Genomic DNA, 24,629 nt, shown 5'->3' with positions numbered 1-24,629 from the left:
GCGCGTTCTTTCTGTTGTTTTAGGCCTCAGACTCGCCGGAATACGCAATCCCCTGACGCAGACGCCATGAACTCAAGGCAAAGGCCAGCAGTGTGATCACAACGGCATACAGCATGTTGTCGCCGATAACACAGGCGACGCCAAGACAAAACAGGCTCGCCAACAACGCCATGACTCGTTGATGTCCGCGCAGCAGGCGACACGCCGACAGAGAAGCCGCCAGATAGATCATCACAAAGACACCGTTGGCGCAGGCAATCAGGCTATCCAGACCAATAGACCATCCGTACTTGAGGGCAACCGTGATGGCGACGGGCAGTATCGCGAACAATGTCGCCACGACCGGCGCATGGAAACGGTTACGGTATGCCAGACAACGGCTTAGCGCGCCCTTTCCCTTCATCGAAACAATCAATCGGGTGAAACTGATGATATAGAGATTGACTGCGGNAAGGCAGGTCAAAAACCCCATCAGCCCCGTCACTATCGCTCCCGTTCGCCCAAATGCCTGCCCGATCAGCCGGGGCAACGAGGAGATATTGTCGACTTCGTTGCCAAAGGCGGAAAACCGCAGCACGGTGTAGCTCAGCAAACAGTACAGGCTGAGCGCAATCGTCAAAGAGATAACCATCGTGCGGGGAAAATCTCTTTCGGGAGAAGCAAATTCCGGAGCGAGATGAGCGACGGCTTCAATCCCCACAAAGCACCAGAAAATAATGCCCATCGCCTTGAAGAACGGTAATAGACTCTCACCCCCCGTCGGTATGATCTTAGGCGCGGCGCTCGGTACCGCTATGAATCCCACCACGATGACGCTGATGAGCACCAGCGCCGTCAGCACGGTAATCCCGAATTGCACATTGCCCGACAGCGTCACGTTGAAGGTATTGACGATGAGAATCAGCGACAGCATGAGCAGCGCGAAATAACCGCAGTAAACCGGAGGAAGGCCCAGGCAGTACACCAGATAATTAGCGCCGGTGATCACCACCACCGGCGGCCCGATGGGGATGACAGACAGGTACAGCCAGGAGATGCTTTGCCGCAGGCGGTGTCCGTAGGCCAGTTCAACAAAATGCGCGGTACCGGCACTGTGAGGGAATTGACGCCCCAATAGCGCAAAGGTGAATACTACAGGCAGCACCAGCAATGTCATACCTAGCCATGCCAACCACGCCCACGCTCCGACCAGTCCGGCCACCATCGCCGGAACGATGAATACGCCTGAACCCAATAACGTAGAAACCAGAAAACCGACACCCTGATGTAGGCTTAACTTACCGCACTGCTCAGACACGACATCTCTCCCTTTATCGAATCCCTGTCATCCAAATGACGACAATGACACAAGCCGTGAACACGTAACGCTTTATCATCGGGACGGTCGGCATTCCATATTTCGATCAACGAACGCTCACGAATATTGCCGTATGAAGGCTGGCTCATATTGAAACAGTCGTAAACATCTCCGACAGAATTCACATTCAGATTCGTNCCGATGCGATGGCAATCTCCAGCCAATTCACCGACGATGATCCCGCGATCATTTTCACGCTTGATAATTTTAATCGGCCATTCGAAGCCCATATCCCGATCATACTGCCGGATACGACCCACCTCTTCAACCAAACGCGTATAGGGCACCAGAAAATCTTCATAACGATGTTGTTTAGCACTGCCTTCATACAGCACGGTATCAACCAGCGGAAAAATAGTATGGCTGCGGCAGTAATTCCAAATATCGTAAATTTCATCGATATTCTCAGGCAAAACTGACGTTTCAATCGCCAGTCGAGTATTCCCTTTTTCCAGTCGGTTAAAACCAGCGTCCATAAGATTTTTCAGCCCACGGCGCATTTTAGAAGCAGCATTATGAATATCACCGACAATTTTATTCTGAACATCGTCTTTGAAACTATTGATTTTTCCTATAATGGAAACATCGCGAGCATAAAGTTTCCGTGCGGTATCACTATTAATCGCCGTCATATTAGAGAAAACGATACAGTGTAAACCCTTATCGCCAATATAGTCGATCACCTCCCAGAAGTTACGCGCTAGCAGCGGCTCCCCAGCGCCCGCAACCAGCACCGTTTTAATGCCTAACGCAAGTCCATCGTCCACCATTTTTTTTATTTCTTCTGTAGACAGTTCATTGTCGAACTTTTGGGTCTGGGTATAGCAGAAGGGACATTTAAAGTTACAAATGTTTTCCAACATAATGGTGAGCGTTAGCAACTGACGATCTCTTAGTGCGAAATAAACGTCCTGTTTAGTAAAGGCATTTCCGTGAAGTGAATACATTGCTTCTTTATCCTTAATTAGAAATAGTAAAATGCCTAGATAAACTATATCTATATCCTTAATTTAAAATTGATCAAGGTCAATTTTAAAAAATTGTCAGTTTTAATCATTACCGAAAATATATAAACAAAAAAAACAATTTTCAGTTATAAATGAAATTAAGTTATAGCCAGCGAAGAAAAACCATAAGATGAAATCTTAATGCGAATCAATTAAATAATTAATAACAACCAAAATCTATCACCGCATTTCAATAAAAAAACAATTTAGCGTTTTATTTTTAATGTTATGAACTTATTCTATCGCCCTATTACCCTCTTTTTCGCAGACGAAAATCCACTTCAATAATAAGCCATGAAACCGTTGTTCCATCGTGGTGCCTAAATAGCGTGGCGTGCTGAGAAAGAGTGCAACGACTTCACCATGAACTGCGCCTGTTCATCCCGCTTCGCACGCGGCAGAGTGTCTTTTCCCTCGCGGCATAGGCGATAACAGCGGGAACGTGTATCATCCCGGCCGGATTATTCCGTTTAACACACTGGCGATGGCACATTATTTGCTGCCGTTAGCGCATAGCAATCATAAATTCTTGGATGAAACGGGATAATGTTATGGCGAAAGAGAGCGCAGATAACCAAAGAAAACTGGGGTTATGGCAGGTAGTGATTATGGGCGTCGCATACATGACGCCCATGACCGTTTTCGACACCTTCGGGATTGTCTCTGGCCTCACCGAGGGCCGAGTTCCGCTCGCTTATTTGCTGGCGCTGGTGGCCGTTCTGCTCACGGCGCTCAGCTATGGCCGCATGGTGAAGGCCTTTCCGGAAGCAGGCTCGGCCTACNCCTATACCCGTAAGACCTGCGGCAATCAGGCCGGATTTATGGTCGGCTGGGCCTCACTGCTGGACTACATGCTGCTGCCGATGATCAACGCGCTGCTCGCGGGAATTTACCTGAGATCGCTATTTCCTCAGCTACCGCCGTGGATTTGGATTGTCGCCTTTACGTTGCTGGTCACCTGGATTAACAGCCGCAATATCAAATTACTGGCCAACCTGAACTTTCTCTTTGTCGGGGCGCCCGTATTGCTGATGGGCGTGTTTATCTATCTGGTGATACAGGGCGTCAGCCATCAGGGCGGTCCCGATGCCGTCTGGACGCTGCGTCCCCTGTTGAACGGCGACACCAGCGTGATCCCGCTCATCGGCGGCGCGGCGGTGCTGTGCTTCTCTTTTTTGGGATTCGATGCCGTGACGACCTTGTCCAATGAGACACGCTCGCCGAAGCGCACCATCCCTCGCGCCGTCTTCCTGACCGCTCTGATCGGGGGCGCCATCTTCTTCACCGCATCCTGGTTTATTCAGCTGTATTATCCGACCAACGCCCAGTTCAAAAATCCCTCAGAGGCGATGCCGGAAATCGTTCTTTACGTGGGCGGTACGTTATTTCAGTCGCTGTTTCTGGTTGCGATACTTATCAATACTTTCGCCTCCGCGCTGGCTTCTCACGCCAGCGCCGCGCGCCTGCTACACATCATGGGGCGCGACGGCATTTTCCCCGGTTCGTTGTTCAGCTATGTCCACCCGCGTCTTGGCAGCCCGCTGTTCTGCGTGCTGTTTATTGGCGGACTGTCGATGAGCGCCATGTTCTTCGGGCTGGATACCGCCGTGTCTTTGATTAGTTTCGGCGCGCTGGTGGCGTTCACCGCGGTCAACGCATCGGTCATCGCTCTTCACGTCATTCGAGACAAACGGCTATCTTCGGCCAAAGAGTGGTTATTCAACCTGGTCCTTCCGCTGCTGGGCATCGGCACCATTGGCGTGATGTGGGCGCATCTGGACAAGGATTCGATGATTCTGGGTCTGGTCTGGTCGGCGATTGGGCTAGGCTGGATTATCTGGTTCCGAATCACCAAGCGCGAACTGGTGTTCTCCTCCTGACCTGTCGCGGTTCCCGAACCGCGCAGGGCCGCCCGACTCTTTTTTAGCCGCGACGCCGCATCATATCGTCCCGACGTTCGGCGTCGGCGCGCGACTTCTCACTCACCGCCCGAAGCCAGTGAGCCGCGCGCTCCGCGCTCAAAATAAACACGCCGTCATCATCTGCCAGAGCCATATCGCCGGGACGAACCGTCACCCCGCTGACGACGATGGGATGGTTGACCACGCCGCCGGTTCCCTGTGCCCACGTGGTGATAGCGCTGATACCACGGCAAAACACCGGCCATCCCAACGCCCGCAACGCCCGCGTATCCGTTACCGCCCCTGACACGATCACGCCCGCCACGCCTTTGACCTGCGCCGCCAACGTTCGCAGTTCGCCCCAGCAGGCACGCTCGGCGTCTTCCATCGCGTCGATGACCAGCACATCGCCCGGCTGACTCAGCAACAGCGCCTCGCGCAGCGCGCCGCCGTCCGGCATCCGCAGTCTGACGGTCACCACGTTGCCCGCCAGACTAACGCCCGGAAACAACGGGCGCACGCCACGCAGATAGCCCTCATCCGTCAGATGGCCCAGCGTGGAGGTCTCTATTTGCCGCCACTGGGCCAGTAGATCGTCGCTCACCTTCTGCTGACGCGGCAGTATGTCATAAGTCATCGGCTCGCCTTCTCTGACACGGGNCGCTCGCGGCCAAAAGGAATACACAGCGGCGTCTGGAAAAAGGGATCGGGGATAATACGGCAGTCCAGATTGAACACCGTTTTCACCATTGTCTCCGTTAGAATGTCGGCGGGTCGTCCCTGCGCAAACGCCGTGCGGTTATGCACCGCCACCATGTGATCGGCGTAGCGACAGGCCAGATTCAGGTCGTGCAGCACCATCACAATCGTTTTACCGGCCTGACGGTTCAGATCGCGCAGCAGATCCAGCACCTCAATCTGATGCGCCAGATCGAGATAGGTCGTCGGCTCATCCAGCAACAGCACCTCCGTATCCTGCGCCAGCGTCATCGCAATCCACACCCGCTGCCGCTGGCCGCCGGACAGCGCGTCCACCGGCCGTTCGGCCAGATCCGTGATCCCGGTCTGCTGCAACGCCTGAATGACGCGCGCCTCATCCTCTTGCGACCACTGCTGAAACCAGTTCTGGTAGGGATAGCGCCCCAAACTCACCAGTTGCCGGACGGTGATCCCCTCCGGCGCATCCGGTCGCTGCGGCAGGATCGCCAGTTGCCTGGCCNCCGCCAGCGTGGACTGGCGATGGATGTCCTCGCCGTTGAGCAGCACGGCACCGGCCTGTGGCGCCAGCAGCCGGGCGAACGACTTCAATAGCGTACTTTTTCCGCAGCCGTTGCTGCCGATGAGCACCGATATTTTGCCGCGCGGCAGCCGGATATTGAGCCGGTCGATGATGATCTGCGGCGGATAGCCGAGCGTCAGATCGCGGCTGGTGATAGCGGTCATGCTTCGTTACCTCAATGGCGTTGTTTCAACAACAGATACAGGAAAAACGGCGTGCCTAACGCCGAAACAAAAATGCCCGCCGGTAAGTCCAGCGGCAGGAACAGCGTACGCCCGCACAGGTCCGCCAACAGCACCAGACCCGCGCCGCAAATGGCCGTCATCGCGGCCTGTCCGGCGAAGGCGGGACCCACCAGCCGCTTGGCGATGTGAGGTGCGATGAGTCCAACGAACGCCATCGCCCCGCCCCAGGCGATCGCCGCTCCGGCCAGCGCCACGCTGACGGCCAGCAGCCCGAGCCGGCTCCACTGCACACGGACGCCAATCCCCTGCGCCAAATCGTCGTCGAGCTGCTGCGCCGTCACATGCCGCGCAACGCCCATCCACAGCGGAACGATCGCCAACAGCCAACCGGCGAGCGTGCGGGTTTCCTGCCAGTTGGCGGCGTAGACGCTACCGGTCAACCAGACATAAGCCGATAGCGTGGTCGTCAACGGACTGAAAACCAACAGGAAGGTCGTAACGGCCGTCAGCAGCGCCGAAATCCCCACGCCGGTGAGCACCAGTCGTTGCGGCGAGACGCCCGCCCGCCAGGCCAGCAGATAGACCGCCAGCGCGGCGACGGCGGCGCCCAACATGGCGGCGAACGGCAAATAGCCCGCCCCCAACGCCATCGTTGGGAAAGAGAGAGAGCAGACCATGGCGGCGCTGGCCCCGCTGGTGATGCCCAGAATATCGGGCGAGGCCAGCGGGTTGCGGATCATCGCCTGCAATAACAGGCCGGAAAGCGCCAGCGCCCCGCCCACCAGCATCGCCAGCAGGCTGCGCGGCAGTCTCAGTTCCGTCACGATAAAAGCGATCCCCGCCTGTCGCCCATCCGCCAACGACTGTAATGCCGTCCAGGGCGACAGCGGGATCTTACCCAGACACAGCGACAGCAGCAGCAGTCCCAGCAACACCCCACTGGCGATCAGCAGACGAATCACCGTTGAAAGATTGATCTGTCGGGAAAAGCCTCGACTACGCAGGCACACGATCTTATCCATGTCGACCTCCGCGACGCAGCAGAGACAGGAAGCAAGGCGCGCCAAGCAGCGCGGTCATTACGCCGACCGGCACCTCTTGCGGCAGGATGACGATACGGGCCAGAATATCCGCCAGCAGCAGCAGCGCGGCCCCTAACAGCGCACATCCCGGCAGCCGCCAGCGCTGGTCCATCGGAAATAGGCGCTTGGCGATATGCGGGACGACCAGTCCAATAAAGCCAATATTGCCCGCCATCGCCACCGCGCTGCCCGCCAGCACCACCACCAGTACGCACATCATCAGCCGAATCCGACCGGTACGCTGCCCTAATCCACGGGCGATCGCCTCGCCCGCGCCCAGGACGTTCACCTGCCCCGCCAGCAGCAGTGAGGCCGCCAGCGCAATCAGACAGCCCGCCAGCAGCGGGCGAATCATCGTCAGATCCCGATCCGCCACCGACCCGGCTAACCAAAACAGAATGGTATCCAGTCCCTCCTGACTGACCACCAAAATGGCCTGACTGAAGGCCGCGAACATGGCCGAAATCGCCGCCCCCGCCAGCACCATGCGCAACGGATTGAGGCGTCCCTGCCCCAGCGTACCGGTTAACCACACCAGCCCTCCCGCCAACGCGGCTCCCGCAAAGGCCGCCCCCTGCCCAAACTGCGGCGACACCGACGGCAGCAGCGCCGCGCAGACAATCAGAAAAAACATCGCCCCGGCATTGACGCCGAACAGTCCCGGCGACGCCAGCGGATTTCGAGTCAAGGCCTGCATCAGCGCCCCCGCGACGGCCAGACTGCCGCCGACCACCGCGGCAACCACCGTCCGCGTCAGTCGCGTCGAGGTCACAATGCTGTGACTCACATTCATGGCGTCGGAATGAAACAGTGCTGCCGCTACCTGCGCAGGCGGGATAAACACCGGCCCCACGGTCAAACTCACCAGGGCCAGTAGAAAGACCAGCAGAACACAGCCCGCCAGTGCGATAACACGATAACGCTCCCGAGCGTGGCCCCGCCTCATGATGCGCCGCCTTGCGTGACCCGTTCAACATCCGTCAGTATGCGTTGCGCGCCGAGAATACCGCCGGACAAACTCCAGGTGACGCCATCCNCCCGCCACACTTGCCCCCGCTGCGGAGCGCGCATCTGCCGCCATAGCGGGTGTGCGATAACCCGTTGGTAATGTCGCATGGCGGAAGCGCGTTCCGTGCGCAGAAACACAAAGAAGATATCGGCGTCCACGACCGGGAGACTTTCCAGATTGGTCAGTTTGAGCGAGACGCCCGGCTGCGCGCGGCTGGCTTCGCTCCAGCCAAACCCCAGCTCGGTGAGCACCGATCCCGGGAAGCTGGCGGGCAGATAACTGCGGATGTGATCTTCGCGAATATCCAGCACCGCGACGGTCGGCGGCCACCGACGGCCAAACTGTGGTTGCAGTCGTCCTCGCAACTGCGCCACCCGACGTTGCNAGTCCGCCAGCAATGCCTGTGCGGCCGCCTGCCGTTGCAGCGCCTGCCCCATCGCCAGTACGGTTTGCCTGAACTGATAGATCTCATCCAGCATCGTCACCGGCGCGATACGCGACAGCAGCCCGGAGATCCGCTGGTGCCGAAATCGGGATGCGACAATCGCCTGCGGGCGCAGCATCACGATGTCTTCCAGGCTAGGCTGCGTCTCCAGACCGACGATTGGCACCCCCGACAACGCCGGACGCAAATAGCGGTAGGTCGGCTTCTCACTCCAGGACTCCACCACGCCGACGGGCGTAATGCCCAGCGCCACGGCGGTGTCCGTCGCCCCCTGAAACAGAGTGACTACCCGAGGTTCAGCCGTGTCGGCCCACGCCAGACGCGGCCGGTTCAGCCCCAGCGGCAGCAAACCCAACGACAGCCGCAGTACGCTGCGGCGAGAAAGATGTCGGCGATGCACGTTAGCGGAGACCTCTTTCTAGCTGAATAAACGGGTTCACCACCTCGCCTTTGCCAAACGGCATGCTGCCCGGTCCGCCGGCGCGGGCGAGGGTCGGGGTGATCAGCAGTTTCTGCGGCCAGGTTTCGCGCTCGAACAGCGAATCGTGCAGCATCTCCCGCATATCCGCTTCCACGATCACCTCCGCGATAGCCTGCTCGATTTCGGCGCGCAAGGTGCGCCATAACGTGGCGGGAGCGATGGCGTAGACGGCGGCCAACGTGTCGATGATGGCGCGCAGGTTGACCTGTATTCCCAGCGTTTGCAGCCAGAACAGCAGGTCCGGCAATCGTTGGTGATAAAGCGTGTTGGCGGTGTTGCCGGGCTTGAGACGGTAGACCGGGTCCTGCATGCCATGCTTATTTAGCGTCGGGACGTGGATACGCAACGAGTCATGGTCGCGCAACAGCAGGCCGTGCGCCCGCCCCGCCTTCCAGACCAGCACCGCGTTTTGGCCGTGAATCTCCCCCAGCATCCCCAGCCGAAACAGGCGGAAATTCAGCGTGAAGAAGCAGCGGCACAACTCGGCGAACAGCATCAATACGTTTTCTTCGGCGACGGGCAGCGCGCGGTATGCCAACCAGTCGTCGAAGAAGTGGCGACGGCTGTCGGGCAATAACGTGCCCAACGCCGCCATCGGCAGCAGTCGGCACTCCGCATCCTGCAACAGCTGAGGCGGATAGCGACGCACCATCGCGGACAGGTGGCGCGGCGCCTCGTCGAACAGCGTCGCCTGCGGCGGCATGAATGCCCACCAGCGTCGTTCATCGCAGAGGAACAACCGCGCTTTTAGCTCCTCATCACGCGCCAGCGCCTCATGCAACAGCGCCTCGCTCAAATTGCCATTGATCATTTTGACGGCGGGTAGATAGCGCGACGCGCCCAGCGAATAGATCGCCATCGGCAGCTTCAGGTAATCCGCGCTGGCGAAACCGGGCGTCATGGAGCGCAACGACGAGGNCGGCAATGCTCCGTCGGATCGAAACGCCAGCCGACGGCAGCGCCCATCGTGCAACGCATCGCCCAAGAGCTGATCCAACACGTGCGCGTCCTGCCAGGGGTGTACCGGCAGCGCCACGTGACTTTCGTCCAGTCCGCGATCCACCAATTCGTGGGCCAGCCGGAGGCGATCGTCCGCCGTCAACAGATAGTCCGCCGGGGTTTGTCGCGGGAGATCTTCAATCCCTTCGCCGCACAGCAGGCAGTCGCGGGCGACGGCCACCCAACACAACGTCACTGGCCGGGCGAACTCCGCCACATAGTGCTGATAGTCCTGTGAATTCAGCCCCTGCTTCGCCTTGGCGGTCGGGTGATACGGCCGGTCGCGCAGCGAGGCCCACTGCTCCATGATATGAAAGAAGTCCGCATTATCGCGCGTCAGCAATTCATCGGTCTTGATACGGTGTGACTGCGACAGCGCCGTTTGCTGCACGCTGGTTTCCAGCGCTTCAAGAAACAGCCGCTGTCCCTGCGCGTTGTGCTCCGATGCGCCCTGAGCGGCGAAGACCCAGCGCATGAAGTCTTCCGGCGACAGCGCCTGCCACTCCGCCGTTTCAGGATCACCGACATAGACCGCCGATAGCGGCGCTTTCTCCCATGCCTGCGTGATGCCCGGCCTGAGCGCCACCAGCAGCGTCATCGCCTCCGGCGGTTGGCCGCGCCACAGCCACAGGCGCGCCTGCTCTGACGAAGACAGGCAGGCGCTCAATGGACTGGGGNGACCGTATTGCTGTCGCCAGGCGGTTTCCGACAATAGCGTGAGCGCCTCCGCGCCGAAAAACTGCTCCGCCAGCAGGCAGTCGATCAGATCCTGCATGACGATCTGCTCGGCGCGCAGACGGTGAAAGGACAGTGATGTTTCCATTCCTTAGACTCCTTTATCCGAAGACATTGTGGCGGCCAGTCTGGCCTGTAGAGCGCGGAAGGCGATGCCACGTTCATCCCCCAGAACAAATGTGCCGACGCCGCGCGCGCGCCAGCGTTCGAGGTCGCCCGGCTGGCGTGGAATAGCGCAATAGGGCACGCCCTGTTGTTGCGCCGCCCGCCATACCGTCGTCAGCGCGTCCTGTACCGCCGATTCGTCGATGCGCCACGGCATCCCGAGCGACTGAGAAAGATCCGCCGCGCCCTCCAGAATCATGTCCAGCCCCTCGACGGCGGCGATAGCCGCCGCCTGCGCCACGCCCGGCCCGCTTTCAATCATCGCGACCAGCAGGATCTCATGGTTGGCCCGGCGAACGTACTCCGCCAGACTCGTCTTGCCGAACGCGCCGGGACGGCCTGCGTTCAAACTCCGAACGCCTCTGGGGTGATAGAAGCAGGCGGCCACGGCCTCCCGCACCTGCCTCGCCTGCTCCACCATCGGCAGCACGATCCCCTGCGCGCCGCCATCCAGCAGGCGCAGAATGGTTTTCGGGTTGCCGTCGGCGACCCGTACCAGCGGCGTCAGGTCATAAGATTCCGCGGTGCGGATCATGTTCTCCACCGTTTGCGGGTTTATCAGCACATGTTCGGTGTCGATAATCACAAAGTTGAAGCCTGCCTCCGCGATCAGCTCTATCGACGCGGGCGAGGGAATAGAGGCAAACAGCCCGTAGGCTGGCGTTCCCGCCGCCAGCTTGCGTTTCAACGCGTTGACTCTCAGCATGAGGACGGCCTAAAGGGATAGAGCGGATTCGGCACCGCTTTGAAGCGGCGCTCGCCGTCGCCGAACAGACGGCGCTGGGTGAGCGCTTCCACCTCGTAGGTGGGCGCGAACACGTCAAATAGGGCATAGCGCGAGCGGTGCTGCGGATGCGCGGCCTGATAGTCAAGAATGACGTCGGCGGCCATTCGCCAGAAGCGCGACTCTTCCAGGCCATAGTGCTGACGCAGGAAGATCGCCATTTCCGCCAGACAAATAAAGAAAAAGGCGTCGCAGGTGAAGTCGCGCACCGCGTCGACATCGTCCGTCAGAATGAACGAATTGCGGTTGATTTTGGCATGGCTGGGGGGCAAGGGCGCCAGTTCCGGACAGCGATCCGGCCGCGCCAGATGCTGCGGCGAGTAGCGTACGCCGTCGTGAAAATCTTTGAGCGCGATGCGCTGCGGCCAGCCGTCGCGGGCGATCAGCACAATGTTCTGACCGTGCGACTCCATACCGATCCCCTCGGCGAACAGCATATGCACGATCGGCAAAACCGTGACGTTCAGCATCTGCCGCGTCCAGTTCTCCAGCCCGTACTGCCGTATCCAGGGGTCGATAAACGGAACCGGCTCCCCTTCGCTATAGCGATTTTCGACGTGGCTTAAGCCATTGAATGGGATCGCCTGCTCCCCCGGCAGCAAATAAGAGTGAATGCTTTCGCGCCACAGCGCGCCGAGCACGCCATAGGTCTGCGCGCTGCGGCTGGCGGGGTGCTGACGGGTATCCAGACTTACCCCGGCGATTTCTCCGAGGATGACGAATTTCAAGTCACGCGCGGTCTGATCGCTTTCGATCAGCTGCTGCAACCAGTCGGTGATGATCGGCCCGTTCATGACCGTGTGGCGGGCCAGAATTCGGGTGCTGGAGGTGTTGGTGATACTCAGCGACAGCTTGACGTAAGGCCGAGTGCTAACCGACCGATTCGCCAGCGTGCGGATAGATTGCTGTGCCTGCCAGCGGTCTGGAGTCGTCCCCAGACAAATTAACTCGCCGCTGACCAGCTCGCTATGACAGGCTGGCAGGATCNCGTTGCGCCACTGCCAGGGATGCGCCGGAATCAGCCAGTAATCCGCCAGCCGTTTTCCCTGCTGTTCCAGCCGCTCGGCCCAGACTCGCCGGCAGGCCTCGCCAACTTCTTCGTTTAGAAAGCTAGCCAAATCCAGACGCGACGAATGATTGACGGACGCCAGCCCCTTTGCCACCGCCAGCCAGACCAGCGCAATCGGTTCTGCGAATTCCGGTCCCCACTGCGCGTTGTCATTCAGCGTGAAGCCGATGCGCGATTTGTAGCAGGGGTGGTAGCTGTGGGCGTCCATGAAGTGGCGCTCCAGCGCGTCGAAATCCAGCCGATGCGGCTCCGCAACGGGCGGGCAGGACTGCGCGCGGGACTGCAAATCTTTCAGTTGCGTCTGTTCCAGCTCCTGGACGAAGCGGGCCAGACAGGCCGGATCTTCGCTCTCGCTCAGCAGTTCGGACAGCAGCTGATGCAGCGACGGGATCGCGACCCCACCGTCACCGTCGAACCGGCGAAGGCTGGCGTAGTCCAGTCGAATCAGGTCGAAGCTGTCGCTGAACAGGCCGGTGCAACGATATTCCACCGGCCGGTTTTCCGCGTCGCGGCCCTGAATCACGAACAGCGATTGTCCGCCATCATGCGGCGTCCGCCGAAAGGCCAGCACCTCTTCATACAACAGCGTTTGCAGCAGTTGCCCGACCACGCGCTGTACCACCTGCTGGTAACGCGTCTTATCCATCTGCAACAGCCATTGACAGTCGGCGGCGTACGCATGCTGTCCGGTGGGTAACGATGTCTCCATGAGTATTGCCTTTATCCGTTGACGGTTAATAAAATCCTTCGCTTCAGCGCGGCGCCCTGTGCGGGGCCAGCAAGGCCGCCGCCTCGTCCGCCGACGCCTCCGCGCGGGGGAAGCGCAGAGCGCACGGCAGCGCCAGAAAAATCAACAGGCCGGTGGCCATAAACGTTTCGCCGATGGCCGACGATCGCAAGGACGCCAATGCCGCTCCGGTGCCGGTCATCCGCCATTCGAGGTAGAGCGCGGCCACCACCATCGCCAGCGAGNCCGCCAGCCTGCGCGCGATGTTGTTCATCGCCGCGCCCTGCGTTACCAGCGCATCCGGCAGCACGTTCAATCCGGCGGTAGTCACCGGCATATAAGACAGGCCCAGCCCCGCGCCGCGCAGCACCATCAGGACGAAGACCCCCCAGAGCGAACTCTGCGGCCCCAGCAGGCCCAGCCCACAGGTCGCGAGACCGGTCAGCAACAGACCCGCCGCGACCACGCGCGACGGCCCGTGGCGATCCAGCAGACCGCCGCCGATCCGCCCGAACAGGCTGGCGCTCAGCGCGGTGCACAGCAGCGCCAGACCGGTGTCGATCGCGCTGTAGCCCAGCACCAGCTGCACCAGCAGCGGCAACAGCACTAAACACTCAAACATGCCGACGGACTGAATCACGGNGATCGCCACGCTCAGGCGATAGCCGCGTAGCCGGAACATGCGCAGATTCAGCAGCGGCTCGGCCTTCCCCCAGGCGCGGCGCGTGAACAGCGTCAGGCTGAGCGCCGCCAGCGTAAGCAGCGTGATATTCAGCGGTTCAGACAGCGCGGAGATCGGATGCAGGCGGCTGGTCGCCAGCAGCAACAGACCGATACCGGCGGCGATCAGCGCGTAGCCCTTGGCATCGAACGCTGCCTTAGTATTCAGAGGTGTCATGGGTAAAACACGCCTCCCCATCAGCAGCGCCAACAGTCCGAACGGCAGATTGACGGCAAACAACGCGCGCCAGCTAAACGCCTCCAGCAGCAGTCCGCCGCAAAGCGGCCCCACCGCTGGCGCCAGCATCACCACGGCGCTCCATATCCCCGTGATGCTCCCTCGCTGCTCCCGCGGAAACACCGCAAAAATCAGCGTCAGCGATAGCGGGATCATCAGGCCGCTGGCGATACCCTGAGTCACGCGCGCGCCGATCACCCCGACCATTGACGTCGCCATCGCGCCGGCGAGCGACCCCGCCATAAACAGCGTCACGCCAATGAGATAGAGCCTTTTATGTCCCCAGCGCGCACCAAGATAGCCGGTCAGCGGCATGGTCATCGTCATGCTGACCATGAACCCGGCGATGATCCACGTCGCCAGCAGCGGCCCGACGTCGAACACGTTCATGAAAGCGGGCAACGCCGGGTTGAGCGCGCTGTTGCTCAGGCTGACCGTGATCGTGCCGAACAAGACGTTGGTCACCACCAGCGCACGAGAGCGGGCGCTAGCGCTCATGACGCTCCTCGCCCTCTTCGGGGGCGGACACAAACCACTGCGGCGGACGCGGATGGCACAGGAAGTCGGCGTGAGAGATGTTGTAGCCGTAGGCCCCCGCCATCGGCAGCACCAGAAGATCGCCGATGCGGACATCGGCCAGTCGACGGTCTCGGCTCAGAACGTCTTTGGGCGTACACAGCTGTCCAACCACCGTCCACGTCTGCCAGCGCGTCGGCGCCCTTTCCTCTTCCGTTAGATGAATCACCGGATGATCGTGCCCCTGAGCGACCGGCAGACGAAACTGGTGCGTGCCGCCGCGGCAGACCAAGAATCCCTTGCCGTGGCTGACTTTCGCATCCAGCACCTCGACGACGTAGTAGCCGCAGTAGGCGCTGATGAACCGCCCCGGTTCGAAGCGCACCACCGGCGCATCCTCCAGCGCGGCCAACCGCTGCGCCAGAAAACGGCACAGCGACGGCCAGTCAAACTGTTCCGCGTTGAGGTAGTCCACGCCGATACCGCCGCCGACGTTCAGATGCGTCACCGTCTCCGGCTGCCGCGACAGCGCTTTCCAGCGCGGCCAGCGGCTGAGATAGAAGTCCAGCAGTTGGTGGTGTCGCTCCGCCTGGAGCTGGTGCGACATGGCATGGACGTGGAACCCTTGCAGCCGCAGATGGCTGGCATCGTCAACCGCCGTGACCGCCGCCGCCAGTTCAGACTCGTCGATGCCGAACGGCGTCGGCTTCCCCGCCATTGCCAGCTTGGTGGTCAGCCCGTCGGACAGCTGGGGGTTGATGCGGATGAACACCGGTTGCGTCCGCCCATGCCGCTGCGCGCAGCGTTGCAGGCGGCGGATTTCGTGCTGGCTCTCCACGTGCACCGCCGCCACCTGGCGCTGCAACGCCGCATCGAAGTCGGCATCGAGCTTGCCCGGACCGGAAAAGACGAAGGGTCGCGGCGTCGNGCAACCCGCTACACGCTCGATTTCGCCGCCCGAGGAGATCTCAAACCCATCGACCCACGGCGCGACGGTGTCCAGAATCGGCTTCTCACTGTTGGCCTTAATGGCGTAATAAAGCTCGACGCCGGGCGGCAGCGCGGCCGTGACGGTCTTCACGTGTCGACATAGCGCGGTCAGGTCATAGACGAAGGCCGCCAGCGGGTCGGATTCCTGTTGTTGCAGGCGGCGGATCGCCGCGACGACGTGGGTCGGCAGCTCAGTCACGACGCCCCTCCTCATGCCACGGCGCGGGCAGGTTCACGTAGCCCGCGGCCCGGTCGGCCTCGGCAGAAAGCCGCNCCTTGAGATTGGTTTTACAAGCGATTGGATGGCCCTTAATCAAGGCTTCCAACTCGGGCGCAGGCGCCTGAAGCTCGCTCAGGATCGCCTTCAGCTGTTCACGCACCCGCCGCCACATCTGCGGCGCCAGCGCAGGACGTTCGTGGCTCAACGCCAGTACCGCTTCCGACAGATGATTCACCAGCAGGCAGTACTGAAGACGGTTCCAGCCCTGCTGGCGCGAATAGCGCAGCGAGGCCCGAACGCGGGGATGCACCTCGTCGCCAATCACCCGCATGCCGTACTCGTCGGTTAACTTCACGCCCTCGAAGTCCCGCAACAACACCTGATGCGGTCGTCCCTGCCAGTGCACCAAGACGCTATTTTGCAAGTGCGGCTCCATCACCACGCCGTGGTTGAAGAACAGCGCCAGCACCGGTCGCAACAGCAGCGACTGGTAGTCGTCGAACCAGCGCAGCAGGCTGTGATCGTCGAGCGGATGTCCATAGTGCGCGTGCAGGAAGGGAGGGAGCAGCGGGCGCAGATCCGTCCCACGGGCGAACAACGTAGCGGCCATCAGGCTGTTTTTCGCGCCGGTATGGCGGCAGAAATTTTCTCGCAGAATGGCGCCGGTCTGCTCCCTGAACCAGTGCCGGTCGCTTTCGCTGGCCGTCGCGGGACTCCAGCTCAGCACGCCCGGCTCTCTGGCCGCCACCAGACCGCCCAGCGAGTCTGGCTGTCGCGTCAGCAGATCGGCGAACAGGCGGTCAATCAGCACCGTGCTTTCCAGCTCATACCAGGCATTTTTGCGGACACAATTGGTGATGCGAACGTTCAGCGATCCTTTGATGAAATAGTCGTGATCGTCAAGGTACCAGGTGCGGATCGAGGCGGTGGGACTGGCGACCCGGCTGCTGGCGCCCAGATCGCGGATTTCGCCGTCGCGCAGCCGCTGCTGCACCCGTTGGNCCTGCATAAACAGCCTTGCCTGCACCGGATGCATACAAATGATGGCCCGGTCGGCGCGCGCGTGGCGCTGGTCGGCGAATCCGTCCAGCACCTGCTCAGGCGTAAGGCCGTTAGCGCCGATGTGCAACCCGTCCTTCGGCACCTCGAACTGGTGCAGCGCCGCACGGGCCTGAAACTCGGGCGCCCACGGCGTTTGCCCCAACGCGCTCGGCCACAGGCGCGCCTTGGGCGCTGGGTGGCTGGGATGGCCGAACCACAGGCCCTGTTCACTGAGCAGATAGTGGCTGAGAGGCGAAGCCGCCGGGCGACGACCGTTGTGCGCCACAATCGCTTGCACCAGCCGTTGGCTCTGCCCGATTTGGGCCTGAAGCTCGGGATTGCGGTGGCCGGCCCAGGCTTCGCAGGCGGTGAGCAAGTCCGCGACAAAGCGGTCGAACGCCGGGCAATACCAACATTCGCCCGGCACTTTCAGGTAAACGTCCGAGAGATAATACTGACTGCCGAGGCTATCCCGGCGGTCAACCATAACGAACAGTTCCCGTTCCTCCGGCAGCCGGATCGTCAGGGGAACCCCTCGCCAGTCAGCGCCGTCGAAGTAGGCGCCGGGCGGGATGCCGCGCATATCATCGGGCCAGGTATAGCGCACGTGGCCCTGCGGAATGGCGAACTCTTTGATCAGGCAGTTCAGCAGTCCGTGTACGGCCGCTTTTTCGCCCGTCATTCTGGATAAGACGGCGTGATCGAGGTTATTCATCTCTGCTCCATAAGTGGTGCGTTCGTCCGGGTGCCGCTACCGTGGCGAGCGTTTTTTCATCCTGAAAAGCGAGTTAGAAATCGACGCTGTACCCCAGAGTGAGGGTCCTCCCGCGCCCGGAAAAGTAACGATCGGAATTCACAATCGCGCTTTGCGAGTAGTAGGTGATGTACTCTTTGTTAAACAGGTTGGCCACGGCCAGCTTGAGCTTGCCGCGCGGCAGCGCATAGCCCACCGCGGCATCGACCAGCAGGTAGCCGTTGAAGTCTTTCTCCGCGTCGTCCATCGTGCGGTCGAACGCATAGTTGGCCTGAATAAAGGACGTCCATTTCGGCGACCAGGTGGCGGCCCAGCTCGCGGTCAGACGATCCGGCGGCACATTCAAACCGTCGAGTTTTCCGTCAAGACTGCCGTTGCCGTCGCTGTCGTAACGGCCGCGAATGTGGGAATAGCCCACTTTCAGGCGATGATCGTCGTTGACCTTGTAGCCCAGCGTCGCTTCGATGCCGTCAATGCGGGTTTTCTGACGTTCGCTCTGGTAGGTGCCGTTCACGTCCACCACGCGTTCGCCCAGTTTGGAGGAGGATTCGTAGTAGCTGACCTCAAGGTCGAACGGATCTTGCTGGACGCGAAACCCGGCTTCGATGTTGTCGGTGACGATAGGCTCCAGCGGCAGCTGAGACACCGACTGCCCAGCGGCGCGAATACCGCGCAGCGTACGCCCGACGTCCGGGATACCGAATCCTTGTGAATAGTTGGCGAACAGGCTCAGCGGCGTGTAAGGCGTGGTCCAGACGGCGCCGACGTTATAAAGCGTTTTGTCGAAGTCCAGCTTGCCGCCTTCAACATCGACGCCGTTGTTGGCCGCGACGGTGCGGAAACTGTCGATATCCAACTTGGCGTATTCGTAACGCACCCCGGCAGTGAGCTTGAGCGAGTCAATCGGCTGGATATCCAGCTGGAAGAACGGCGACAGATCGGTGTACTGCATTTCCGGCGCATAGGTGCGTTGGGTCAGCCAGAGGTCTTGTTTTCCCCGATCGAACAGGGTGTCGAAGCCCAGCGTGGCCTTGAGGTAGTCGTCCCAGAGATCGTCTTTGGTCAGCGCCAGTTTGCTGCCATAGCGGCTGGAGACGACGCGCGACTGATCGTAGAGCTGGCCGCGNGGAGCCAGCGCAGGATCCTGAAAGGAAGCTGACCGGTCCGCGCCAAACAGGGATTCATAGTTCTGGTAATAGACCAGCGCATTGAATTTCATGCCGCTCAGATTGTAGTTATCATAGGTCGCGGAGGTGGTCCAGACGCTGTTCTGCGGCGCATCGCCGACCGGACGACCTTTTTCCGAGGTGGTCGCTATGCCGCTGTCGCGATCGCCGGTCACGCTCAGATAGTTCATTTTGCCTTTGATCTGATACCGGTTGAAGCTGAGCTGCACGCGCTGGTCGTTATCCAACCAGTAGCCGACCTTGGCGAGAATGTCGTAGGCGCGAGAGTCCATCAGGTCGCCCTGCGTGTTGTCGACCCCCACCGCCCGATCGTCGCCGTCCAGAAACAGGCCCTGATCTTCGTAGCTCAGCGAGAACAGGTAATCCAGATACTCCTGACGACCACTGAAACCATAGGTGGTTTTGTAGTTCATGGTGTCGCCTTCCAGCTGCGACGTCGGCGTCGTGGCTTCCACGCTGAAATGCTGGCTGAAGGAGTCCGGCGCGGGGCGCCGGGTGATAATATTGATGACCCCGCCGGTCGCGCCGATGCCGTTGCTGGCGCTGGCGCCGTGGATGACTTCGATACGGTCGACCATCGAAAAATCGATGGTGTGCATTTCACGCCCCGTGGGACGCAACGGGTTGGACTGGGGGATGCCATCTACCAGAATCAGCGGTGCACGACCGCGAAAGGTTTCTCCGCTGCCGCTCATTTTCTGGCGACTTGGCGCCATCGTCGGCAACAAATTACTCATGATCTGCGACGAGTCGGAGGTCAACTGACGCTGCTGTTCAATCTGTTCTTTCGAAATAATCGTGACGACCTGCGGCGAGTTCTTTTTTTCCGTATCCGTTCTCGTGGCCGTCACCACCAGTTCGTTGTCATTGTTGCCGACGCTGTCCGCCGCATTGGCCTGCGACCACAGCAATAACGGCGTTAACGCATAAAATGCCCGAGCCTTCATTCAATTGACCTCGTGATGTTTTCCCAGAAATACGGCCCGACCTGGGGACGGTGCCGGAAATGTCGCGTCGGCCTGCATCGCCGCCCGCGTATAAAACGTTATGGGCGGGCGATCGCCAGCGCCTCGCCAAGCGCCCGCTCAAAGCGCGCAACGGCGATTTCACACTCCGCCGGTGAAATCGTCAGAGGCGGCAGCAGCCGTACCACATTGCCGTGGCGGCCGCCCCGCTCCAGCAGCAGCCCTTGTTGGAAGCAGCCATGTTGGATCGCCGCCGCCAGCGGCGCATCGATGGGATAACTGCCGTCGGAGGACGGCGGCAGGCGTTCGTCCACGATTTCAATCCCTAACATCAGACCGCGGCCACGGACCTGCCCCAGGCAGGGGAAGCGTTGCTTCAGAAAAGTCAGCGCCTGCGTCAGCCATACACCGCGCGCGGCGGCCTGCTCGGGAAGCCGTTCGCGGATCAGGATCTCCAGCGTGGTTTTCCCGGTCGCCATCGCCATCTGATTTCCGCGGAATGTGCCGCTGTGCGCGCCCGGCATCCAGGCGTCGAACGCTCGGCGGATCCCCAGTACCGCGAGGGGCAGACCGCCGCCGACGGCCTTGGACATGACGATGATGTCTGGCTCGATACCTGCCTGCTCAAAGGCGAACAAGGTGCCGGTGCGCCCGAATCCAGCCTGGACTTCATCCACGATCAGGACGATACCGTACTGCCGAGTCACGTCTCGGAGCGTCCGTAGCCAGCTGTCCGGCGCAGGATTGACGCCGCCTTCGCCCTGTACCGCTTCCACAATTACGGCGGCTGGCAACGGCATTCCGCGCTCCACGTCGGCAATAAAATCAGTGAGATAGTGATTCAAAGCCTTGACGCCCGCTTCCCCGCCGATCCCCAAGGGACAGCGGNAAAGGTGGGGAAAAGGCAGGAACTGCACGCCGGGCATCAGGTTCTGTAGCGGATCTTTCGGGCCGGTATTGCCCGTGACCGCCAGCGCGCCGTGCGTCATTCCGTGATAGCCACCCGAGAAGCTGATGACGCCGCCGCGTCCGGTGAAGGTTTTGGCCAGTTTGAGCGCGGCTTCCACGGCATCTGCCCCGGAGGGACCGCAAAATTGCAGACAATAGCTGTCCGCGCCGCCGGGCAGCAGCGCCAACAGCGTTTGGCTGAATTCGTCTTTGAGCGGTGTGGTGAGATCAAGCGTATGCATGGGTAAACCGGAGAGCAGGAAATTTTGAATACTGGCGACTACCTCGGGATGATTGTGGCCCAACGCCAATGTTCCCGCGCCGGCCAGACAATCCAGGTAGTCTTTGCCCTCAACGTCCGTCACCCATGCGCCATGCGCTTTGGCGATGGCCAGCGGCAACTTTCTGGGGTAACTGCGCACGTTGGATTCCATCCACGACTGGCGCGTCAGGAAATCTGAATTTTTTTGATTAACATGCCGGTCAATCGCCAAGTGCTGCTGTGCCATCCGTCACCACCTCCTGTGATTATTTTGGATGACAACGATTATCATTAACAATTAGAAGACACAAGTGTTATTTTCTTGATGTAAAAATGAATAAATCCTTACAAATGGCGAACTTTAACCATCAATATGTTGATGATGAAGTGACTTTTATGAAAAAAGTGTGAGGTAAGAAATGCGCGTAAGAAGTGTAAAGAACCATTTTTTGTGGCGGCTGTCTCAAAATCATGTTTAAAAAAATTGATTAAGATACGCGTAAAATAGATAAGCCAATGAAATTAGTGCGGCCTGCCATATAAAAAGCCAGCCTGTTTCCAGGCTGGCTTGGGTCACGGTACAGCCCTAGGCCGACCCGTGCTACATGGAAAATTACACGGCAAATTCCCTATTCGCGGAATTCGTTTCAGCGTCCTTTTCGCATGACGCCCGCACGTTCTCCAGCGCGCTTTCCGCTTCCGCCAAAATCTGACAGCATTGCTGATGCGTGATCGTCAACGGCGGCTCAATGCGCACCGACTTCGCATTGTTTAACGTCCCCGCGACCAGTACGCGACGCTGGAACAATTCGCTGGCGAAGGCGTAACCAATTTCGTTTTCCTGGAACTCGAAGGCCAGCAGCAGCCCCTTTCCTCGCGCCGCCAGAATCAGGTCTGGATATTTAACCGCGAGTTTTTGCAGCCCGTCCAGCAGGAACTTGCCCTCTTTGGCGGCCTGACCCGGCAGATCGTCTCGCAGCAGCACATTGATGGTCGCCAACGCCGCCGAACAGGCCAACGGGTTGCCGCCAAACGTCGTAGTGTGCAGGAACGGGTTCTCAAACAAGACGGAGAACACGTCTTCCGTGGCGACCGTCGCGCCGATCGGCATCACGCCGCCGCCGAGCGCCTTAGCCAAACACAGGATATCCGGCTGTACGCCATAGTGCTGACAAGCGAACATTTTACCTGTACGCCCCATCCCGGTTTGCACTTCATCCAATATCAATAACGCCCCGATTTCATCACAAAGCGCCCTGACAGCCGGTAGATACTCTTCCGGCGGCACAATCACCCCGCCTTCGCCCTGGATAGGTTCCAGTATAACCGCGGCAATGCCTTCGCCGTCCTGCTGGCATTGTTGGACCTGCTGTTTCATCGCTTCGATATCGCCGAACGGAACATGGTGGAAACCAGGCACCAGCGGCATGAACGGTTTGCGGAACACCGGCTTTGCCGTCGCCGAAAGCGATCCCAGCGATTTTCCGTGGAACGCCCCGTTCGCAGCGATAAAGCTGAATTTACCGTGAGGAGCCTGATAGGCTTTTGCCAGCTTCAGGGCGGCCTCCACAGACTCCGTACCACTATTGCTGAAAAAACTGTATTTCAATTTTCCGGGCGTAATGGCGGCCAGCGTTTTCGCCAGCATGCCGCGCAGCGGATCTAACAATTCCTGACTATGCAACGGCTGTTTTGATAGCTGTTTTTCTACTGCGGACAGTACGGTGGGGTTACGGTGCCCGACGTTGAAAATACCGTAGCCACCCAGACAATCCAGATATTCGTTCCCCTGCGTGTCGAGCAAAGTGTTGGCGCTGTTGGAGCGCCATTCGACAACACCGTAACCTCCGTCTGAGGTGACTGATTTTCTATACTCAAGAAAACCCGGGTTAACGTAATCGCGGAAAGAATCGAGAGTTTCTTTATTTAGCGTCTCCATATCTTCCTGACTAAGGGTATCGCTCATGATCCATTCTAATGCCTGCTGAGAACACTCTAGCGGGTTAAGTTGAGAAAAGGGTCTGGACAAAATGCGCTCCTTATTAAACGGGTATCACGTGATACCATTATTAGTAATGCACAAAACAAGCCAACTAGCCACCCCTTTATTTTCTGAACTTTCCGCCGGATAAAAGGTATTTTTCGATAACCAACTCAAGACCATCCTTAATTCATAAAATAAAATTTCCTTAAAATACATAGCATTACATTTAGGTAAAACACAATGAGTTTAATTGCACGCTTTGAGTGCAAAATAATTTATCTCGCCCTAATAAAGGGCAAAATGAGATCTCGATACTGTTATTTAATGACCCGTCACTCATTTGATTTCAAGAAATATATTTACAGGATAAATAATGATGAGCACGCGGAATAATAATGAATATCTTGCTATATCAGCATATTTCTCCTGACAACATCATAAAATTCATTACGATAAAATCTAAAAAAAAATAACACCTTAAACGTCATGTTATGTTTTCGATGACCACAGGCAGCCCAGAGGGAGCGAGCGATGTGCTCCCGCAACACACAATGATTCCCTTCAAGGGACTGATTTTCAGCGGTTTAGCGATGAAAACGAGGGGCGCCGCATGAAAGCACAGAGGAAAATCCAGGGCAAATGCCAGTACCACTTGGTACTCCCCATCTTCACACTCTTTTCCCATCACGCCGCTCCATTTTGCGCACGGAAACGCCGGCGCTCGTTTCGGGGAGAATGAGAGAGTCATGACACCCCAATGAGGCGCGATGAAAAGGCGAAGTGAAATGATGCCCTCCTCCGAAGACGTCACAATAAGGAGGATCGTGTATTCGGCCGCTTATAAAGTAATACGCCCTCTTACTCATCAAAGCCCTGGGGCAGGAGATAGCCCGACACTATGCAAATCACAGGATAGAAGAAACGGCCTCTTTTGTTCTGACGTTTCCCGCAGTAATTATTGAGGATAATAATGTTAAACAGATCNCTCCCGCGAGCTATTGTTTAAATGCTGTCCTGCATCATAATTGATAGGGCTATCTCATCTACTTCATAACCTGAAAAATTAAAGTCGCATTCAATCTATAACTAAACCAACTTAAGCCACGCAGGCCTTCAACAACACCAGGCATGAGCATCTTATTCCTTCCCCCGTGGATGACCCTCCTCATCCTTTTTATAACGCGAAGCATTCATGTCGAATACACACAGGGATTGACTTTCCATAAAAATAAAAATTACGAATAAAAACAGATACATATAAAATACTGATGATATTTCCCCCCACTTCTATGAATACAGCTTATGAATAGCCCCCTCATTCGATACAAAACAAAAACATCCTTTAAACAAAATAAAAACAAGAAAACTCACTAATACCTTTGAATAGCAAAAGAATGAAACATGCCAAATCCCGACGTCTAAACCACGCCACTAAAAATCAGTTTCTTTATTTAAATAATTAAATTAACCCATGGCGTTTGTTATTGAGAGCCACGTCCCCTATTTAACGCAAAGATTGAGAAAATTCGAAATTGGAGAGATAGGTCAAAAAATAAGACGGGATGCGATATCTATAGTA

At 58.5% G+C, this 24,629-nt stretch carries 17 protein-coding genes; 1 reads left to right on the top strand and 16 read right to left on the bottom strand.

Annotated features, from left to right (window positions below; translation table 11 throughout):
* Nucleotides 1–19: 19 nt before the first annotated feature.
* Together yjeH and RZ35_RS00635 are read right to left on the bottom strand one after the other, a co-directional pair.
* The gene (yjeH, locus tag RZ35_RS00640; RefSeq protein ID WP_026741562.1) at nucleotides 20–1,297 is read right to left on the bottom strand and encodes an L-methionine/branched-chain amino acid transporter; all 1,278 of its coding nucleotides are present in this window, start codon (nucleotides 1,295–1,297) and stop codon (nucleotides 20–22) included.
* Nucleotides 1,273–2,220: a radical SAM/SPASM domain-containing protein gene (locus tag RZ35_RS00635; protein ID WP_455709672.1), complete on the bottom strand. Its 948-nt coding sequence runs from the start codon at nucleotides 2,218–2,220 to the stop codon at nucleotides 1,273–1,275. The genes yjeH and RZ35_RS00635 overlap by 25 nt, the downstream gene beginning before the upstream one ends.
* Nucleotides 2,221–2,897: 677 nt before the next feature.
* Here RZ35_RS00635 and RZ35_RS00630 point away from each other — a divergent pair.
* The gene (locus RZ35_RS00630) at nucleotides 2,898–4,244 is read left to right on the top strand and encodes an APC family permease (RefSeq protein WP_036152266.1); all 1,347 of its coding nucleotides are present in this window, start codon (nucleotides 2,898–2,900) and stop codon (nucleotides 4,242–4,244) included.
* Nucleotides 4,245–4,287: 43 nt separating this feature from the next.
* Here RZ35_RS00630 and RZ35_RS00625 read toward each other — a convergent pair whose 3' ends face one another.
* The 14 genes from RZ35_RS00625 to ygjG all read right to left on the bottom strand — a co-directional run bounded on the left by RZ35_RS00625 (nucleotide 4,288) and on the right by ygjG (nucleotide 23,095).
* The gene (locus tag RZ35_RS00625) at nucleotides 4,288–4,902 is read right to left on the bottom strand and encodes an RraA family protein (RefSeq protein WP_026741559.1); all 615 of its coding nucleotides are present in this window, start codon (nucleotides 4,900–4,902) and stop codon (nucleotides 4,288–4,290) included.
* On the bottom strand, nucleotides 4,899–5,708 hold the full coding sequence (locus RZ35_RS00620; protein WP_026741558.1) for an ABC transporter ATP-binding protein: 810 nt from the start codon (nucleotides 5,706–5,708) through the stop codon (nucleotides 4,899–4,901). The genes RZ35_RS00625 and RZ35_RS00620 overlap by 4 nt, the downstream gene beginning before the upstream one ends.
* A gap of 11 nt (nucleotides 5,709–5,719) precedes the next feature.
* On the bottom strand, nucleotides 5,720–6,751 hold the full coding sequence (locus RZ35_RS00615) for a FecCD family ABC transporter permease (RefSeq protein ID WP_026741557.1): 1,032 nt from the start codon (nucleotides 6,749–6,751) through the stop codon (nucleotides 5,720–5,722).
* Nucleotides 6,744–7,757, bottom strand: a complete 1,014-nt coding sequence (locus RZ35_RS00610; RefSeq protein ID WP_051625422.1) for a FecCD family ABC transporter permease — start codon at nucleotides 7,755–7,757, stop codon at nucleotides 6,744–6,746. Before RZ35_RS00610 ends, RZ35_RS00615 begins: the two co-directional genes overlap by 8 nt.
* On the bottom strand, nucleotides 7,754–8,665 hold the full coding sequence (locus RZ35_RS00605) for an ABC transporter substrate-binding protein (RefSeq protein WP_026741555.1): 912 nt from the start codon (nucleotides 8,663–8,665) through the stop codon (nucleotides 7,754–7,756). The genes RZ35_RS00610 and RZ35_RS00605 overlap by 4 nt, the downstream gene beginning before the upstream one ends.
* 1 nt (nucleotide 8,666) lies before the next feature.
* Entirely contained in the window at nucleotides 8,667–10,052 is a 1,386-nt protein-coding gene (locus RZ35_RS00600; RefSeq protein ID WP_455709671.1) for an IucA/IucC family protein, read from the bottom strand.
* Nucleotides 10,053–10,571: 519 nt separating this feature from the next.
* Complete coding sequence (locus RZ35_RS00595; RefSeq protein ID WP_026741553.1) at nucleotides 10,572–11,351, bottom strand: HpcH/HpaI aldolase family protein; 780 nt, start codon at nucleotides 11,349–11,351, stop codon at nucleotides 10,572–10,574.
* Entirely contained in the window at nucleotides 11,345–13,144 is a 1,800-nt protein-coding gene (locus RZ35_RS00590; protein ID WP_455709670.1) for an IucA/IucC family protein, read from the bottom strand. The genes RZ35_RS00595 and RZ35_RS00590 overlap by 7 nt, the downstream gene beginning before the upstream one ends.
* Nucleotides 13,145–13,250: 106 nt before the next feature.
* Nucleotides 13,251–14,681: a DHA2 family efflux MFS transporter permease subunit gene (locus tag RZ35_RS00585; protein ID WP_026741551.1), complete on the bottom strand. Its 1,431-nt coding sequence runs from the start codon at nucleotides 14,679–14,681 to the stop codon at nucleotides 13,251–13,253.
* A complete protein-coding gene (locus RZ35_RS00580) occupies nucleotides 14,671–15,903 on the bottom strand; it encodes a type III PLP-dependent enzyme (protein WP_200873736.1) in 1,233 nt (410 codons plus the stop codon). Before RZ35_RS00580 ends, RZ35_RS00585 begins: the two co-directional genes overlap by 11 nt.
* Entirely contained in the window at nucleotides 15,881–17,437 is a 1,557-nt protein-coding gene (locus RZ35_RS00575; RefSeq protein ID WP_455709669.1) for an IucA/IucC family protein, read from the bottom strand. Before RZ35_RS00575 ends, RZ35_RS00580 begins: the two co-directional genes overlap by 23 nt.
* A gap of 301 nt (nucleotides 17,438–17,738) precedes the next feature.
* Nucleotides 17,739–19,838 carry a TonB-dependent receptor gene (locus RZ35_RS00570; protein ID WP_026741549.1) on the bottom strand — a complete coding sequence of 700 codons (2,100 nt, stop codon included), beginning with the start codon at nucleotides 19,836–19,838 and terminating at the stop codon, nucleotides 17,739–17,741.
* Nucleotides 19,839–19,936: 98 nt separating this feature from the next.
* The gene (locus RZ35_RS00565; protein ID WP_051625420.1) at nucleotides 19,937–21,313 is read right to left on the bottom strand and encodes a diaminobutyrate--2-oxoglutarate transaminase; all 1,377 of its coding nucleotides are present in this window, start codon (nucleotides 21,311–21,313) and stop codon (nucleotides 19,937–19,939) included.
* Between the two features lie 366 nt (nucleotides 21,314–21,679).
* Nucleotides 21,680–23,095, bottom strand: coding sequence for a putrescine aminotransferase (ygjG, locus tag RZ35_RS00560; RefSeq protein WP_026741547.1), 1,416 nt, complete (start codon nucleotides 23,093–23,095; stop codon nucleotides 21,680–21,682).
* Nucleotides 23,096–24,629: the final 1,534 nt, after the last annotated feature.

Source organism: Lonsdalea quercina subsp. quercina, assembly GCF_000688655.1.
GTDB lineage: Bacteria > Pseudomonadota > Gammaproteobacteria > Enterobacterales > Enterobacteriaceae > Lonsdalea > Lonsdalea quercina.
The sequence above is the reverse complement of the archived record's forward strand: the minus strand, read 5'-3'. Positions and strand labels throughout refer to the sequence as shown.

Excerpts from the sequence above, each read along its gene's own strand:
- RZ35_RS00610 (WP_051625422.1), bottom strand. The coding sequence starts at position 7,757 with ATGAGGCGGGGCCACGCTCGGGAGCGTTATCGTGTTATCGCACTGGCG.
- RZ35_RS00625 (WP_026741559.1), bottom strand. The coding sequence starts at position 4,902 with ATGACTTATGACATACTGCCGCGTCAGCAGAAGGTGAGCGACGATCTA.
- RZ35_RS00595 (WP_026741553.1), bottom strand. The coding sequence starts at position 11,351 with ATGCTGAGAGTCAACGCGTTGAAACGCAAGCTGGCGGCGGGAACGCCA.
- RZ35_RS00615 (WP_026741557.1), bottom strand. The coding sequence starts at position 6,751 with ATGGATAAGATCGTGTGCCTGCGTAGTCGAGGCTTTTCCCGACAGATC.